This is a genomic window from Pseudomonas petroselini, from assembly GCF_045037875.1.
Lineage (GTDB): Bacteria > Pseudomonadota > Gammaproteobacteria > Pseudomonadales > Pseudomonadaceae > Aquipseudomonas > Aquipseudomonas petroselini.
This window is the reverse complement of the sequence record NZ_CP173614.1, coordinates 2,225,343-2,241,456: the sequence shown is the minus strand read 5'-3', so window position 1 is coordinate 2,241,456 and position 16,114 is coordinate 2,225,343. Positions and strand designations below refer to the sequence as shown.

Below are 16,114 nucleotides of genomic sequence, written 5' to 3'. Positions count from 1 at the left end.
AGCTTTTAGCGTGGAATACTTTACCGGAGAAATGGCGCTTACGCGGTCTCTACCGTCGGAAAACTCTTGACCAGTTCGTCCAACTGCTTGAGCTGGGCCAGGAATGGCTCCAGTTTGTCCAGGCGCAGGGCGCATGGGCCGTCGCATTTGGCGTTGTCCGGGTCCGGGTGGGCTTCCAGGAACAAGCCCGCCAGGGACTGGCTGATGCCCGCCTTGGCCAGGTCCAGCACCTGGGCACGGCGCCCACCAGCGGAATCGGCACGGCCACCCGGCATTTGCAGCGCGTGGGTCACGTCGAAGAACACCGGGTATTCGAACTGTTTCATGATGCCGAAACCGAGCATGTCCACCACGAGGTTGTTGTAGCCGAAGCTAGAACCACGCTCGCAGAGAATCAACTGGTCGTTACCCGCTTCCACGCACTTGTTCAGGATGTGTTTCATCTCCTGGGGTGCGAGGAACTGGGCTTTCTTGATGTTGATCACAGCGCCGGTCTTGGCCATCGCGACGACCAGGTCAGTCTGGCGCGACAGGAAGGCCGGCAACTGGATGATGTCGCACACCTCGGCGACCACGGCAGCCTGCTCAGGCTCGTGGACGTCGGTGATGATCGGCACGCCGAAGGCTTGCTTGATGTCCTGGAAGATCCGCATGCCTTCTTCAAGACCCGGGCCGCGATAGGAGGTCACGGACGAACGGTTGGCCTTGTCGAAGCTGGCCTTGAACACGTAAGGGATACCGAGTTTCTCGGTGACCTTTACGTACTCTTCACAGACCTGCATCGCCATGTCACGGCTTTCCAGCACGTTCATGCCACCGAACAGCACCATGGGCTTGTCGTTGGCAATCTCGATGTCGCCTACGCGAATGATCTTCTGGGCCATCAGGGTTACGCCTTCTTCTGATGTTGCGTCAGTGCTGCTTTGACGAAGCCGCTGAACAACGGGTGACCGTCACGCGGCGTCGAGGTGAACTCAGGGTGGAACTGGCACGCGACGAACCATGGATGATCCGGCGCCTCGACCACTTCCACCAGCGCGCCATCACCGGAGCGACCGGAGACTTTCAGGCCAGCCTCTTTGATTTGCGGCAGCAGGTTGTTGTTCACTTCGTAGCGGTGGCGGTGACGCTCGACGATCACGTCCTTGCCGTAGCAATCGTGAACCAGCGAGCCTTGCTCCAGCAGGCAGTCCTGCGCGCCGAGGCGCATGGTGCCGCCCAGGTCGGAAGCTTCGGTACGGGTCTCGACGGCACCGGTGGCATCTTCCCACTCGGTGATCAGGCCGACGACCGGGTGGCCGCTCTTGCTGTCGAATTCGGTGGAGTTGGCGTCTTTCCAGCCCAGCACGTTACGGGCGAACTCGATAACGGCCACTTGCATACCCAGGCAGATGCCCAGGTACGGCACCTTGTTCTCGCGAGCGTATTGCACGGCCGTGATCTTGCCTTCCACGCCACGCAGGCCGAAACCGCCAGGCACGAGGATCGCATCAACCCCTTCGAGCAGCGCGGTGCCCTGGTTCTCGATGTCTTCTGAGTCGATGTAGCGCAGGTTGACCTTGGTACGGTTGCTGATACCGGCGTGGCTCATCGCTTCAATCAGCGATTTGTACGCGTCCAGCAGTTCCATGTACTTGCCGACCATGGCGATGGTGACTTCGTGCTCAGGGTTGAGCTTGGCGTCGACCACGGCTTCCCACTCGGACAGGTCCGCGCCATTGCATTGCAGGCCGAAACGCTCGACGACAAAATCGTCCAGGCCTTGCGAGTGCAGGATGCCCGGGATCTTGTAGATGGTGTCGGCGTCTTCCAGCGCGATCACCGCACGTTCTTCAACGTTGGTGAATTGCGCGATCTTGCGACGCGAGGAAATGTCGATCGGGTGATCGGAGCGGCACACCAGCACGTCCGGTTGCAGGCCGATGGAACGCAGTTCCTTGACCGAGTGCTGGGTAGGCTTGGTCTTGGTCTCGCCGGCGGTGGCGATGTACGGTACCAGGGTCAGGTGCATCAGCATCGCGCGTTTGGCGCCGACTTCGAAACGCAACTGGCGGATGGCTTCGAGGAACGGTTGGGACTCGATGTCACCCACGGTGCCACCAATCTCGACCATTGCCACGTCGGCATCGCCAGCACCCTTGATGATGCGGCGCTTGATTTCGTCGGTGATGTGCGGGATCACCTGGATGGTTGCACCCAGGTAGTCACCACGACGCTCTTTGCGCAGCACGTGCTCGTAGACACGGCCGGTGGTGAAGTTGTTGTTCTGGGTCATGGTCGTGCGGATGAACCGCTCGTAGTGGCCCAGGTCCAGGTCGGTTTCGGCGCCGTCGTGGGTGACGAACACTTCACCGTGCTGGAACGGGCTCATGGTGCCCGGGTCAACGTTGATGTACGGGTCCAGCTTGAGCATGGTGACCTTAAGTCCCCGCGCCTCCAGGATGGCCGCCAATGAAGCGGAGGCAATGCCTTTCCCCAATGAAGAAACAACACCGCCCGTGACGAATATGTAGCGCGTCATGAAAAACCCTAGAAGTCTGCGTTAAAGCGGTCCGAGCCGCCGGGGAAAGCGAAGGAAGGCCGAAGCCCCCGATCACCTGCATTAATCACAGTGCACCTTTCAAAAAAACCGCCGCGTGGTGACAGACCAGCAATGAAACACCGGTACGTTGATCGCTACACATTTTTTGGAATCGCCCAGCAAAGACTGCTTGGTAATCGGCAACTGCTGCGATTCAGTCGAATCCACAGAAGTTGTATCAAGAAGGGAGCGTAGTCTACCGGAAAGGCTCTATCAGCTCAAACCTTGATCGCAGGTCTGTGGCATCCAATGTAATTGCCAGTCATGGCTCGGTGCTGGCCAAAGTCCCGCAAGGCTGGGCACACCCAGCAATTGCTCGCCCTGATACAGCAGCGGCAATCTGCCACGGACGAAGCCCGGCAAGCCACTTTCGTTAAGCAGGCGCTTCAAGTCACGTCGACCGCGACCTGGCACTTCGATGATTTCGCCGCCTTGGCGGTAACGGACCTGCAACGGACCCTCAGGCGCCTCACCACTGAGTATCAACTGACCATTGCCGGCTAACTCTAGTGGTTTTTGCGGATCGGGCCAGCTCACCGTTGCGTCGGAAAATTCCGACCCTGTCGAGGGCAGCCACCAGATGCGCTGACCACAACGGTGCAGCTCGCCATCGGCCAGGCGCCACAGGGGCTGTGCATCGGCCTTGGCATCACGTAGCGAATGCCAGCCGGCCCAGTGGTCGCTGTCAGGCAGACGGGTCAGTGGCGTCAGCCAATGGCGCAGGGCATTGCGCTGGCGAGCGTCGGAAAGCTCGCGTAAGGGGGCGAGGGTCAATGACGGCAATCTCAGCCAGGGAAACGGTGACGGTTGGTCGGCGGCCTGCAGGTCCATGACTGCCAACTCGTCAAGCAGGCCCTGGGCTTCGCTCAAGTGCTCAGCGGTGCGGGCCAGGCTTGAGACAGCTTGAGGCCAGCGCTCCGTCAGCGTCGGCAACACCCGGTGACGCAGGTAATTACGGGAAAACCGCGAATCAGCGTTGGAAGGGTCTTCGATCCATTCGAGCTGATGCTCCTCGGCATAGGCTTCCAGCTCTGCCCGCGAGACCTCCAACAAGGGCCGCACCAGATAGCCGGCCGCCAATGGGCGCTGCGCCGGCATCGCCGACAGCCCGCGCACCCCAGCCCCACGCAGCAGGCGGAATAACAGGGTTTCCGCTTGATCGTCGCGATGCTGGCCCGTCAGCAACACCTGCCCTGCCCCGGTCACCTCGATAAAAGCCTGGTAACGCGCGTCACGGGCGGCCCGCTCAAGGCTGGCGCCGGGTTGCACCTGCACGCGCATCACGCGCAGAGGCACACCCAAGTTGTCGCATATCGACTGGCAGTGAGCAGGCCACGCGTCGGCGGCGGCTTGCAGGCCATGGTGGACATGGACAGCGCTGAGGGGCGGCAGGGTGTCGGTGTTGGCCAGATTGGCGAGGAGGTGCAGCAGGACGGTGGAATCAAGGCCACCGGAGAATGCGATGTGCCAGGCCGGGGCGCTGCGCCAGGGGGCCAGGGCTTGCAGGAGCTTGGCGGGCAGGGTTGGCTTCATCAAACATTACCGCCGCAAATCTGGAATACGTTGACCAAGCATACACAAAGCAAATGTGGGAGGGGGCTTGCTCCCGATAGCGGTGGGTCAGTCACTGGATACATTGACTGACACTCAGCAATCGGGGGCAAGCCCCCTCCCACATTTTGGTAGTGCGTTGGTCTTAGAGACCGTAGCTCATCAGGCGCTCATAACGACGGGCCAGCAAGGCTTCGTTATCCAGCTTCTTGAGCATCGCCAGTTGCGAAGCCAGCTCACCACGGATAGTTGCGGCAGCGGCAGCCGGGTCGCGGTGTGCGCCACCCAATGGCTCGGCGATGACTTTATCGACGATGCCCAGGCCCTTGAGGCGATCGGCGGTGATCCCCATGGCTTCGGCAGCGTCCGGCGCCTTTTCGGCGGTTTTCCACAGGATCGAAGCGCAACCTTCCGGCGAAATCACCGCGTAGGTCGAATATTGCAGCATGTTCAGTTGGTCACAAACACCAATGGCCAGGGCGCCGCCGGAACCACCTTCGCCGATTACGGTGGCAATGATCGGGGTTTTCAGGCGTGACATGACGCGCAGGTTCCAGGCGATAGCCTCGCTCTGGTTGCGCTCTTCGGCGTCGATACCTGGGTAGGCTCCCGGGGTGTCGATGAAGGTCAGGATCGGCATCTTGAAGCGCTCGGCCATTTCCATCAGACGGCACGCCTTGCGGTAGCCTTCCGGGCGCGGCATGCCGAAATTACGGCGGACTTTCTCACGCACTTCACGGCCTTTCTGGTGACCAATCACCATCACCGGCTGGTCGTCCAGGCGAGCGATACCGCCCACGATGGCGGCGTCGTCGGAGAAGTGGCGATCGCCATGCAGCTCGTCGAACTCGGTGAAGATGTGCTGAATGTAGTCCAGGGTGTACGGACGGCGCGGGTGGCGGGCCAGGCGCGCGATCTGCCAGCTGGTCAGCTTGCCGAAGATGTCTTCGGTGAGCGTGCTGCTCTTGTCTTGCAGGCGAGCGATCTCATCGCCGATGTTCAGCGAATTGTCATTGCCGACCAGGCGCAGTTCTTCGATCTTGGCTTGCAGGTCAGCGATCGGCTGTTCGAAATCAAGAAAATTCGGGTTCATAAGCGTCCGTCTTGGGTCGACGGCCAGGGCGTGCCTGGCCAGCCGGTTGTCTATTCGCGCCCTACCTTAAGGGAGAGGCGCGTTTAGGTCGAGATTAAATGTTTAGTCGAGATCAGACACATCTGACCGTCAACGGTATTGGAGGAAGACGTTGTCTCGCCCGAACTGGTCACGCAAAGCTTGAATCAAGCCGTCAGCGGGATCAATTCGCCAGCTCTCGCCGAACTGCAACATGGCCTTGGCGTCATTGCCGGTGTACTCCATGGTCACCGGGCACGCGCCACGGTGGCGTTTGAGCAGGTCGCCCAACCAGCGTAGCTGATCGCCCTTGAGCGCTTCGGTTTTCACCTTCAAACGCAGGCTTTCGGCCAAATTGGTGCGCGCATCTTCCATGCTCATCACCCGCTTGATGCGCAGGCGCAGGCCGCCGGAGAAGTCATCGTTGCTGACCTCCCCTTCCACCACCACCATCGCGTCGGTCTGCAGCAGCGACTGCGCGGAGTGGAACGCGTCGGCAAACAGCGACGCTTCGATACGGCCCGAACGGTCATCGAGGGTGATAAAGCCCATCTTGTCGCCCTTTTTATTCTTCATCACCCGCAGGGCGATGATCATGCCGGCAACGGTCTGAGTGTCTCGCGCCGGCTTCAGGTCGATGATGCGTTGACGGGCGAACCGGCGGATTTCCCCTTCGTATTCGTCAATCGGGTGACCGGTGAGGTACAGGCCCAAGGTGTCTTTCTCGCCCTTGAGGCGCTCCTTGAGGGTCAGGTCCTTGGCCTTGCGATGGTTGCCGTATACGTCCGCATCTTCTTCGACGAACAAACCGCCAAACAGGTCGGCGTGGCCGCTGTCGTGGGTTCGGGCGGTTTGCTCGGCGGCCTTGATCGCTTCTTCCATGGCGGCGAGCAGCACTGCGCGGTTACGGTCGATATTCGCCTGGTAAGCCTTGGGCTCATCATGGAAATACGGACCGAGACGGTCGAGTGCACCGCTGCGGATCAGGCCATCGAGTGTCCGCTTGTTGATGCGCTTGAGGTCAACCCGTGCGCAGAAGTCGAACAGGTCCTTGAACGGCCCGTCCTGACGCGCTTCGGTGATGGCTTCCACCGGGCCTTCGCCCACGCCTTTGATCGCACCCAGACCGTAAATGATGCGGCCTTCGTCGTTCACGGTGAACTTGAACTCCGAGGCGTTCACGTCCGGCGCGTCGAGGCGCAGCTTCATGGTGCGCACTTCCTCGATCAAGGTCACGACCTTATCGGTGTTGTGCATATCCGCCGAGAGTACCGCGGCCATGAACGGCGCCGGGTAGTGGGCTTTCAGCCAGGCGGTCTGGTACGACACCAAGCCGTAGGCGGCGGAGTGGGATTTGTTGAAACCGTAACCGGCGAATTTTTCTACCAGGTCGAAGATGTTACCCGCGAGATCGGCGTCGATATTGTTGGTCGCGCAACCTTCGATGAAACCGCCACGTTGCTTGGCCATTTCCTCGGGTTTTTTCTTACCCATGGCGCGACGCAGCATGTCCGCACCGCCCAGGGTATAACCGGCCATCACCTGGGCGATCTGCATCACCTGTTCCTGATACAGGATGATGCCGTAGGTCGGCGCCAGTACCGGCTTGAGACCTTCGTACTGGTAGTCCGAGTGCGGGTAGGCCAGTTCGGCGCGACCGTGCTTACGGTTGATGAAGTCATCCACCATGCCCGATTGCAGCGGGCCCGGACGGAACAGGGCCACCAGCGCGATCAAGTCTTCCAGGCAGTCGGGCTTGAGCTTTTTGATCAGCTCTTTCATACCCCGTGATTCAAGCTGGAACACGGCCGTGGTTTCGGCTTTTTGCAGCAGGCTGTAGGTTGGCTTGTCGTCCAGCGGGATAAATGCGATATCCAGCGGCTCTTCATTGACCTTGGCGCGGTCACGGTTGATGGTCTTGAGCGCCCAATCGATGATCGTCAGGGTCCGCAGGCCGAGGAAGTCGAACTTCACCAGGCCGGCCGCCTCCACGTCGTCTTTGTCGAACTGGGTAACCAGGCCACCGCCCTCTTCGTCGCAATAGATCGGCGAAAAGTCCGTGAGCTTGGTCGGCGCAATAACCACGCCACCGGCGTGTTTACCGACGTTACGCACCACACCTTCGAGCTTGCGCGCCATGTCCCAGATTTCGGCGGCTTCTTCATCGACCTTGATGAAGTCGCGCAGGATTTCTTCCTGCTCGTAGGCTTTCTCCAGGGTCATGCCGACTTCGAACGGGATCATCTTCGACAGGCGATCCGCCAGGCCGTAGGACTTGCCCTGCACCCGCGCTACGTCGCGGATTACAGCCTTGGCCGCCATGGAACCGAAGGTGATGATCTGGCTGACCGCGTTGCGGCCATATTTCTCGGCCACGTATTCGATCACGCGGTCACGGCCGTCCATGCAGAAGTCGACGTCGAAGTCGGGCATGGAGACCCGTTCCGGGTTCAGGAACCGTTCGAACAGCAGGTCATATTCCAGCGGGTCAAGGTCGGTGATCTTCTGCACATAGGCGACCAGCGAGCCGGCACCTGACCCCCGCCCCGGACCAACCGGTACGCCGTTGCTTTTGGCCCACTGGATAAAGTCCATTACGATCAGGAAGTAACCGGGGAATCCCATCTGGATGATGATATCCAGCTCGAAATTCAGCCGGTCGACATAAACCTGGCGCTTGGCGTCGTAATCCTCGGTGGTGTCCTTGGGCAGCAGGACAGACAAACGCTCTTCCAGGCCATCGAACGAGACCTTGCGGAAGTACTCATCGATGGTCATGCCATCGGGAATCGGGAAGTTGGGCAGGAAGTGCTTGCCCAACTTGACCTCGATGTTGCAGCGCTTGGCGATCTCGACCGAGTTTTCCAGGGCTTCGGGCAGGTCGCTGAACAGCTCGGCCATCTCGTCGGCGCTTTTGAGGTATTGCTCCTCGCTGTAGTTCTTCGAGCGACGCGGGTCATCCAGGGCCCGGCCTTCGCCGATGCACACGCGGGTTTCGTGGGCTTCGAAGTCTTCCTTCTTGATGAAGCGCACATCGTTGGTCGCCACCAGCGGCGCGCCCAGCTTGTCGGCCAGGGCTACCGCGGCGTGCAGGTGTTCTTCGTCGTTGGGACGATTGGTGCGCTGGATTTCCAGGTAGAAACGGTCCGGGAAGACCTGCATCCATTCACGCGCCAGCACTTCGGCTTCCTGCGGGTTGCCACCCAGTAGCGCGATACCGATCTCGCCCTCTTTGGCGGCCGACAGCATGATCAGGCCTTCGCTGGCCTCGGCGACCCATTCACGCTCGATGATGATCGAGCCATTGCGCTGGCCGTCGATGAAACCACGGGAAATCAGTTCGGTGAGGTTGCGATAGCCCACGCCGTTCATCGCCAACAGGCTGATGCGGCTCAGGGGGTTATCCGGGTCTTTGTTGGACAGCCACAGGTCGGCGCCACAGATCGGCTTGATGCCGGCGCCCATGGCGTTCTTGTAGAACTTGACCAGGGAACACATGTTGTTCTGATCGGTAACCGCGACCGCAGGCATGTTCATGCCCACCAGGGTTTTGACCAGCGGTTTGATCCGTACCAGGCCGTCGACCAGGGAGTATTCAGTGTGCAGGCGTAGGTGAACGAATGAAGCCGGCATAGTGATCCTGTCTAGAAACTTAGAAACAACAAGGCCCGGGATTGTACCGGGCCTTGAGCAAAACATCAGCCTACGCGACTACACCTCGCTGAGGCTCTCGCGCAGCTCGTAGGCCTGGCGCACAGGGGCAAACGAGCGTCGGTGGATCGGCGTCGGGCCAAGGCGAGCCAGGGCTTCCAGATGAACGGGCGTCGGGTAGCCTTTATGACCGCCAATGCCGTAGCCGGGGTAGATCAATTCGAACGCGGCCATTTCCCGGTCACGGCTGACTTTGGCCAGGATCGAGGCAGCGGCGATGGCCGGCACCTTGCTATCACCCTTGACCACCGCTTCGGAAGGCATGGCCAGCTTGGGGCAGCGGTTGCCGTCGATCATCGCCATTTTCGGGGTGATGTGCAGCCCCTCGACCGCACGCTGCATGGCCAGCATGGTGGCGTGCAGAATGTTCAGTTCGTCGATTTCTTCGACTTCGGCGCGGGCGATATGCCAGCTCAGTGCTTTCTCACAGATCTCGTCGTAGAGCTTTTCGCGGCGCGCTTCAGTGAGCTTCTTCGAGTCGTTGAGGCCGAGGATCGGACGGTTCGGGTCAAGGATCACCGCCGCCGTGACCACGGCACCACACAAAGGCCCGCGCCCTACTTCGTCAACACCGGCCACCAGCTCGTGGGCTTGGGCAACCAGGCTGAAATCCAGGCCCATTTGCGTCTTCATAAGGCTTCCTGTTTCTGGCCGATCAAGCTCAACACGGCGTCGGCCGCCTGGTTCGACGCATCACGACGCAGGGTGCGGTGGATGTCGTCGAAACCACGGGTCTGCTCTTCGCCACCGTCGATCAAGGGTAGTAGGGTTTGCGCGAGGGCCTCCGGCGTTGCATCGTCCTGCAACAACTCCGGCACCAACAGGCGTTGGGCCAGCAGGTTGGGCAAGGAGATGTAGGGGCTTTTGACCATGCGCTTGAGAATCCAGAAAGTCAGCGGCGCCAGGCGGTAGGCCACGACCATCGGGCGCTTGTACAGCAAGGCCTCGAGGGTGGCCGTGCCCGAAGCGATCAGTACCGCATCGCAGGCCGCCAGGGCCAGGTGCGACTGGCCATCGAGCAAGGTCAACGGCAGGTTGCGACCTTCCAGCAGTGTTTCGATCTGCACACGACGTTGCGGGCTGGCGCAGGGCAGCACGAAACGTACGCCTGGCTTCAGCGCCTGCAGACGCTCGGCGGCGTCGAAAAACACCGAGGCCAGGCGGCCGACTTCACCGCCACGGCTGCCTGGCATCAACGCTACCAACGGGCCGTCTGGCAAGCCCAGCTCGGCACGTGCTGCCGTGCGGTCAGCCTCCAAGGGAATGGTGTCGGCCAGGGTATGCCCGACAAACCTTACCGGCACGCCCTTTTCTTCGTAGAACCGGGCTTCGAACGGCAGCAGGGTCAGCATCAGGTCGCAGCCCTCACGGATCTTGAGCACGCGCTTCTGCCGCCACGCCCAAACGGAGGGGCTGACGTAGTGCACGGTCTTGATGCCGGCCTGACGCAACTTGAGTTCGAGAGTGAGGGTGAAGTCCGGCGCGTCGATCCCGATGAACACATCAGGCTTTTCTTCGATCAGGGTCTGGATCAGCAGCTTGCGACGGGCCAACAGTTCGCGCAGGCGCCCCAGCACTTCAACCAACCCCATGACCGACAAGCGCTCCATGGGGAAGTAGGACGTAAGCCCTTCAGCCTGCATCAGCGGGCCGCCGACACCGATAAATTGCACCGCCGGATGCTGGGCCTTGAGGGCCCGCATAAGACCTGCGCCCAGAATGTCGCCGGAAGCTTCCCCGGCCACCAGCGCGATACGCAGATTAGCCATGATTAGCGGGTGATGCCGCGAGTCGACGCCTGGATCGAGTCACGGAACACCGCGACTTCCGGGAACAACGCTGCCGGCTCGAGCAGTTGGGTCAATGCCTGGTCGACCGTGAGCCCTTGGCGGTAAACCACCTTGTAGGCGCGGCGCAGGGCGTGGATGGCTTCTTCGCTGAAACCGCGACGGCGCATGCCTTCGAAATTCATGCTGCGGGCTTCGGCCGGGTTGCCGAATACCGTGACGAACGCCGGAACATCCTTACCGATAGCGGTGCCCATACCGGAAAAGCTGTGGGCGCCGATATGGCAATACTGATGCACCAGGGTGAACCCGGACAGGATCGCCCAATCGTCAACGTGCACATGGCCCGCCAACGCGGTGTTGTTGACCAGGATGCAGTGGTTGCCGATGACGCTGTCGTGGCCGATATGGGCATAGGCCATGACCAGGTTGTGATCACCCAGCGTGGTTTCGGCCCGATCCTGCACGGTGCCACGGTGAATGGTCACGCCTTCACGGATGATGTTGTGATCACCGATTACCAGGCGCGTCTCTTCACCCTTGTACTTCATGTCCGGGGTGTCTTCGCCTACCGAGGAGAACTGGTAGATGCGATTGTGTTTGCCAATGCGGGTCGGACCTTTGAGGATCACGTGCGGCCCGATGACAGTCCCCTCGCCGATTTCCACACCTGCGCCGATGATCGACCAAGGGCCGACCTCAACGTCGGCGGCCAGTACGGCCGACGGATCGATGATTGCGCGAGGGTCAATCAAACTCATAGTTTGCGTTCCGCACAGATGATCTCAGCGGAGCACACCGGCTTGCCGTCCACCGAGGCCTGGCATTCGAACTTCCAGATCTGGCGCTTGCAGCTGATGAACTTGGCTTCCAGGATCAACTGGTCACCCGGGGTAACCGGGTTGCGGAAACGCAACTTGTCGGAGCCCACGAAATAGTAAAGCGTGCCGTCGGCAGGCTTGAGGTCAAGCATTTTGAAACCAAGGATACCGGCAGCCTGGGCCATCGCTTCGATGATCAACACGCCCGGCATGATGGGGTGTGCAGGAAAGTGACCATTGAAGAACGGTTCGTTGATGCTGACATTCTTGTAGGCACGAATGCGCTTTTCCTCGACATTGAGGTCCACTACGCGGTCCACCAGCAGGAACGGGTAACGGTGAGGCAGGTATTCGCGAATCTCGTTGATGTCCATCATTTCGGGGGGAAGCCTGTAATAAAGATTGGGGGCGGGCGAACTAAACGCACGCCCCGCTAGCAAATCAAGGAGGCAGTCTAGCGGCTGTGCACACTTGATATGGAAATGGTATCAGCCTTCTGATGAAGCATTACCGCCAGGGGTCACGTCCCCAACACGCTTTTCCAGCTGTTTGAGACGCCGAGCCATGTCGTCGAGCTGCCTCAACCGCGCTGCACTCTTGCGCCATTCAGCCGCAGGCTGCATGGCGGTACCGGAAGAATAGGCACCTGGCTCGGTAATCGAGTGGGTCACCATGGTCATCCCGGTGATGAAGACGTTGTCGCAAATATCAATATGCCCCACTAACCCTACGCCACCGGCGAGCATGCAATGCTTACCGATTTTGGTGCTGCCGGAGATGCCCACGCACGCGGCCATGGCGGTGTGATCGCCAATCTGCACGTTGTGGGCGATCTGGATCTGGTTGTCGAGCTTCACGCCGTTACCGATCACGGTATCGGCCAGGGCCCCGCGATCGACAGCGGTGTTCACGCCAATTTCCACGTCGTCGCCGATCAATACGCCGCCGACCTGGGCAATCTTGTTCCAGATGCCCTTGGCGTTGGCAAAGCCAAAGCCTTCACCGCCGATCACGGCACCCGACTGGATGACCACACGTTCGCCGATACGCACATCGTGGTACAGGGTCACGCGCGGTGCCAGCCAACCGTCGGCGCCGATCTCGCAGCGCGCACCGATAAAGCAATGGGCCCCAACGGTGACACCCGCCGCAATGCGCGCGCCGCTCTCGACCACCGCAAAGGCACCGATGCTGGCCGCAGGGTCAACCTGGGCATCATCGGCGATCACCGCAGACGGATGAACACCGGCCGCTGCCTTGGGCTTAGGATCGAACAGGTGCGACACCCGGGCATACGCCAGGTACGGGTCAGCCACCACCAGCGCATCCCCGGCAAACCCTTCGGCGTCAGCCGCTTTCAGCAATACGGCGGCGGCTTGGCTGTCGACCAGGTATTTACGGTATTGGGGGTTTGCGAGGAAGCTCAACTGAGCTGGGCCAGCCTCCTGCAAGGTGGCTAGCCCAGTGATTTCCTTCTCCGGGGAGCCACGCAAGGTGGCCCCCAGGAACTCGGCCAACTCGCCGAGCTTGATAGTCGCGGTCATGGCTTACTTCAGCTGGTTCATGCGCTCGATCACCTGGCGGGTGATGTCGTATTGAGGCTTGACGTCGATTACCGCGCCACGCTCGAACACCAGGTCAAAGGCACCTTTCTTGATGACTTCTTCCACAGCGCTGTCGAGTTTCGGCTTCAACTGTTTCAGCATTTCACGGTCAGCAACCGCTTTGGCTTCGTTCAGCTCTTTGGACTGGAACTGGTAGTCACGGGCCTTTTGCTTGAATTCAAGCTCCAGACGCTCGCGCTCGCCTTGTTGCATCTTGTCGCCACCGGCTACCAGGCGGTCCTGGATGCCCTTGGCGCTGCTTTCCAGAGTCTTGAGCTTGGTCAGTTGCGGACCGAATTTTTTCTCGGCATCCACGGCGTACTTCTTGGCCGCGTCCGATTCCAGCAGGGCCATCTGATAGTTCAGGACGGCGATTTTCATTTCGGCGAAGGCCGGGGTCGCTACCAGCACGGTTGCCAGCAGAACCAATTGAGTCAACTTACGCACGATGCACTCCTACAGAATCCGTTGTCGTTATCTTGGGTCAGACGCTTAGAACGTCTGGCCGAGGGAGAATTGGAAAATCTGGGTTTCAGCGTTGTCCGGTTTCTTGATCGGCATGGCCAGAGCAAAGCTCAATGGGCCAAGTGCAGTCACCCAAGTCACACCCACACCCACGGAGCTTGCCAGGTTGCTGAGGCTCACGTCGTTGCACTGAGTGTTGGACTTCACACCACTCGGGTTTTTGATCTGCTCGCACTTGGAATCGAACACGTTACCCACGTCCCAGAAGACCGACGTACGCAGTGAACGCTGATCTTTCACGAACGGCAGTGGGAACAGGATTTCCGCGCCACCCTGGATCAAGACGTTACCACCGAACGGCAGCGGGTCGTTGTCGGAGTCGGCCACAGTGCCTTGGTTACCGGTCACACCCACACCACGGCTTGGCGTACCACGCGGACCCAAGGTGCTGTCCTTGAAGCCACGTACCGAGTTGAAACCACCAGCATAGTAGTTTTCATAGAACGGCAAGCCATTGGTAGAACCATAACCATCGCCATAGCCCAGCTCAGTGTGCAGGCGCATGGTGTAGTTGTCGCTCAATGGCTGGAACAGCTGGCCACGGTAGTCGAGTTTGAAGAACGACAGGTCGCTGCCCGGCGTAGTGGTTTCCAGGGTCAGGCTCTGGGAGTGGCCACGGGTCGCCAGTACGCCTTTGTTCAGGGTCGACTCGGACCAGCCGGCAGACGCCTTGAAGTTCAGGAACTTGTCGCCTTCGCGACGGGTAAAGTCGAAGATCTCGTCCACGGTGTACACACCGGTCTTGATTTCATCCTGCTGCGCGGTCAGGCCGAAGGTCAGACGCGAGGTCTCACTGATCGGGTAACCCACGTTGACACCGGCACCGAGGCTGTCGATTGCGTAGCTTGCTACGTCAACGTCGAGGTCTTTGTAGTCGGTGGTGCGGTAGAAGGCGTTGTAGCCCAGGCTCACACCGTCGGCAGTCCAGTAAGGGTCGGTATAACTGAAGTTATATCGGCTCTGGTATTCGCTTCGGGTCAGGCCGATGGACACTCGGTTACCGGTACCGAGGAAGTTGTTCTGGGTGATCGAACCACCAAGGATCAAGCCGGCACTCTGTGCGAAGCCGACGCTCGCGGTGATGGAGCCCGACGCTTGTTCTTCAACGGCGTAGTTCACGTCAACCTGGTCATCCACGCCCGGTACGGCCGGGGTTTCGACGTTGACTTCCTTGAAGAAGCCCAGGCGTTCAAGACGGGTCTTGGACTGGTCGATCAGGTAAGTCGACGCCCAGCCACCTTCCATCTGGCGCATTTCACGACGCAGCACTTCGTCCGCAGACTTGGTGTTGCCACGGAAGTTGATACGGTTCACGTAGGCACGCTTGCCTGGATCGACGACGAAGGTGATGTCCACCGTGTGGTCATCATCATGCGGGGTCGGCACACCGTTGACGTTGGCGAAGGTATAGCCTTCGTTACCCAGGCGACGGGTGATCAGTTCGGACGTGGTGGTCATCAGCTTGCGCGAGAACACTTGGTCTTTCTGCACCAGCAGCAGCGCCTTGACCTGGTCTTCAGGCACTTTCAGGTCGCCACTCAGCTTCACGTCACGAACCTTGTACTTCTCGCCTTCGTTGACGTTGACAGTGATGTAGACGTGTTTCTTGTCCGGGGTGATGGACACCTGGGTCGAAGCGATATCCATGTTGATATAGCCACGGTCCAGGTAGTAGGAACGCAGGCGTTCCAGGTCACCGGAAAGTTTTTCACGGGCGTACTTGTCATCGTTCTTGAAGAACGACAACCAGTTGGTGGTCTTGAGTTCGAACAGGTCGATCAGGTCTTCATCAGCAAACTTGGTATTGCCCACCACGTTGATGTGCTGAATCGCGGCCACGGTGCCTTCGTTGATGTTGACCTTGAGGCCAACACGGTTGCGCGGCTGCGGCACCACTTCCGTTTCCACGGTCGCGGAGTAGCGGCCCTGGGCAACGTACTGGCGTTGCAGTTCGTTACGCACACCTTCAAGGGTGGCACGCTGGAAGATCTCGCCCTCGGCCAGGCCGGATTGCTTGAGGCCCTTCATCAGGTCTTCAGTCGAGATCGCCTTGTTGCCTTCGATCTCGATACTGGCGACGGAGGGTCGCTCGACGACGGTGATGACCAGGACGTTGCCTTCGCGACCCAGTTGGATGTCTTGAAAGAAACCGGTTTTGAACAACGCACGAGTGGATTCCACCAGGCGACGGTCATCAGCCTGTTCCCCAACGTTCAACGGCAAGGCACCAAAGACGCTACCCGCGGAAACCCGCTGGAGGCCGTTGACGCGAATATCGGAGATGGTGAAGGACTCGGCGTGAACTTCGGCGATCATCAATACGGTGAGAACCGCAGTTAGCAGCAGACGTTTCATGAAGTCCTTTCTTATTCCAACTGGCAATAAACAAACTGCCGCAAAATGCGGCAGATTCGCAATTCAGC

The 16,114-nt window shown here is 59.8% G+C and carries 12 protein-coding genes; all 12 read right to left on the bottom strand.

What is annotated here, in order from left to right; all coding sequences use genetic code 11:
- Positions 1-38: 38 nt before the first annotated feature.
- Complete coding sequence (gene kdsA / locus ACI512_RS10390; protein ID WP_010212442.1) at positions 39-884, bottom strand: 3-deoxy-8-phosphooctulonate synthase; 846 nt, start codon at positions 882-884, stop codon at positions 39-41.
- Positions 885-889: 5 nt separating this feature from the next.
- Positions 890-2,521 carry a CTP synthase gene (locus ACI512_RS10385; protein WP_236378963.1) on the bottom strand — a complete coding sequence of 544 codons (1,632 nt, stop codon included), beginning with the start codon at positions 2,519-2,521 and terminating at the stop codon, positions 890-892.
- A gap of 273 nt (positions 2,522-2,794) precedes the next feature.
- Positions 2,795-4,114 (bottom strand): tRNA lysidine(34) synthetase TilS, encoded by a 1,320-nt coding sequence (gene tilS, locus ACI512_RS10380; RefSeq protein ID WP_236378955.1) that lies wholly within the window; start codon positions 4,112-4,114, stop codon positions 2,795-2,797.
- A 163-nt stretch (positions 4,115-4,277) separates the two neighbouring features.
- Positions 4,278-5,225, bottom strand: coding sequence for an acetyl-CoA carboxylase carboxyltransferase subunit alpha (locus tag ACI512_RS10375; RefSeq protein ID WP_012722607.1), 948 nt, complete (start codon positions 5,223-5,225; stop codon positions 4,278-4,280).
- A 129-nt stretch (positions 5,226-5,354) separates the two neighbouring features.
- Entirely contained in the window at positions 5,355-8,876 is a 3,522-nt protein-coding gene (dnaE, locus tag ACI512_RS10370) for a DNA polymerase III subunit alpha (protein ID WP_046036638.1), read from the bottom strand.
- Between the two features lie 78 nt (positions 8,877-8,954).
- Positions 8,955-9,587 (bottom strand): ribonuclease HII, encoded by a 633-nt coding sequence (rnhB, locus tag ACI512_RS10365; RefSeq protein ID WP_046036637.1) that lies wholly within the window; start codon positions 9,585-9,587, stop codon positions 8,955-8,957.
- Positions 9,584-10,723, bottom strand: a complete 1,140-nt coding sequence (lpxB, locus tag ACI512_RS10360) for a lipid-A-disaccharide synthase (protein WP_236378945.1) — start codon at positions 10,721-10,723, stop codon at positions 9,584-9,586. The genes rnhB and lpxB overlap by 4 nt, the downstream gene beginning before the upstream one ends.
- Before the next feature lie 2 nt (positions 10,724-10,725).
- Entirely contained in the window at positions 10,726-11,502 is a 777-nt protein-coding gene (gene lpxA / locus ACI512_RS10355; protein ID WP_012722603.1) for an acyl-ACP--UDP-N-acetylglucosamine O-acyltransferase, read from the bottom strand.
- The gene (gene fabZ / locus ACI512_RS10350; RefSeq protein WP_003172281.1) at positions 11,499-11,939 is read right to left on the bottom strand and encodes a 3-hydroxyacyl-ACP dehydratase FabZ; all 441 of its coding nucleotides are present in this window, start codon (positions 11,937-11,939) and stop codon (positions 11,499-11,501) included. The genes lpxA and fabZ overlap by 4 nt, the downstream gene beginning before the upstream one ends.
- Positions 11,940-12,050: 111 nt before the next feature.
- The gene (gene lpxD, locus ACI512_RS10345) at positions 12,051-13,106 is read right to left on the bottom strand and encodes a UDP-3-O-(3-hydroxymyristoyl)glucosamine N-acyltransferase (RefSeq protein WP_012722602.1); all 1,056 of its coding nucleotides are present in this window, start codon (positions 13,104-13,106) and stop codon (positions 12,051-12,053) included.
- Positions 13,107-13,109: 3 nt separating this feature from the next.
- The gene (locus ACI512_RS10340) at positions 13,110-13,613 is read right to left on the bottom strand and encodes an OmpH family outer membrane protein (protein ID WP_003219314.1); all 504 of its coding nucleotides are present in this window, start codon (positions 13,611-13,613) and stop codon (positions 13,110-13,112) included.
- 45 nt (positions 13,614-13,658) lie between these two features.
- Complete coding sequence (gene bamA / locus ACI512_RS10335; protein WP_012722601.1) at positions 13,659-16,046, bottom strand: outer membrane protein assembly factor BamA; 2,388 nt, start codon at positions 16,044-16,046, stop codon at positions 13,659-13,661.
- Positions 16,047-16,114: the final 68 nt, after the last annotated feature.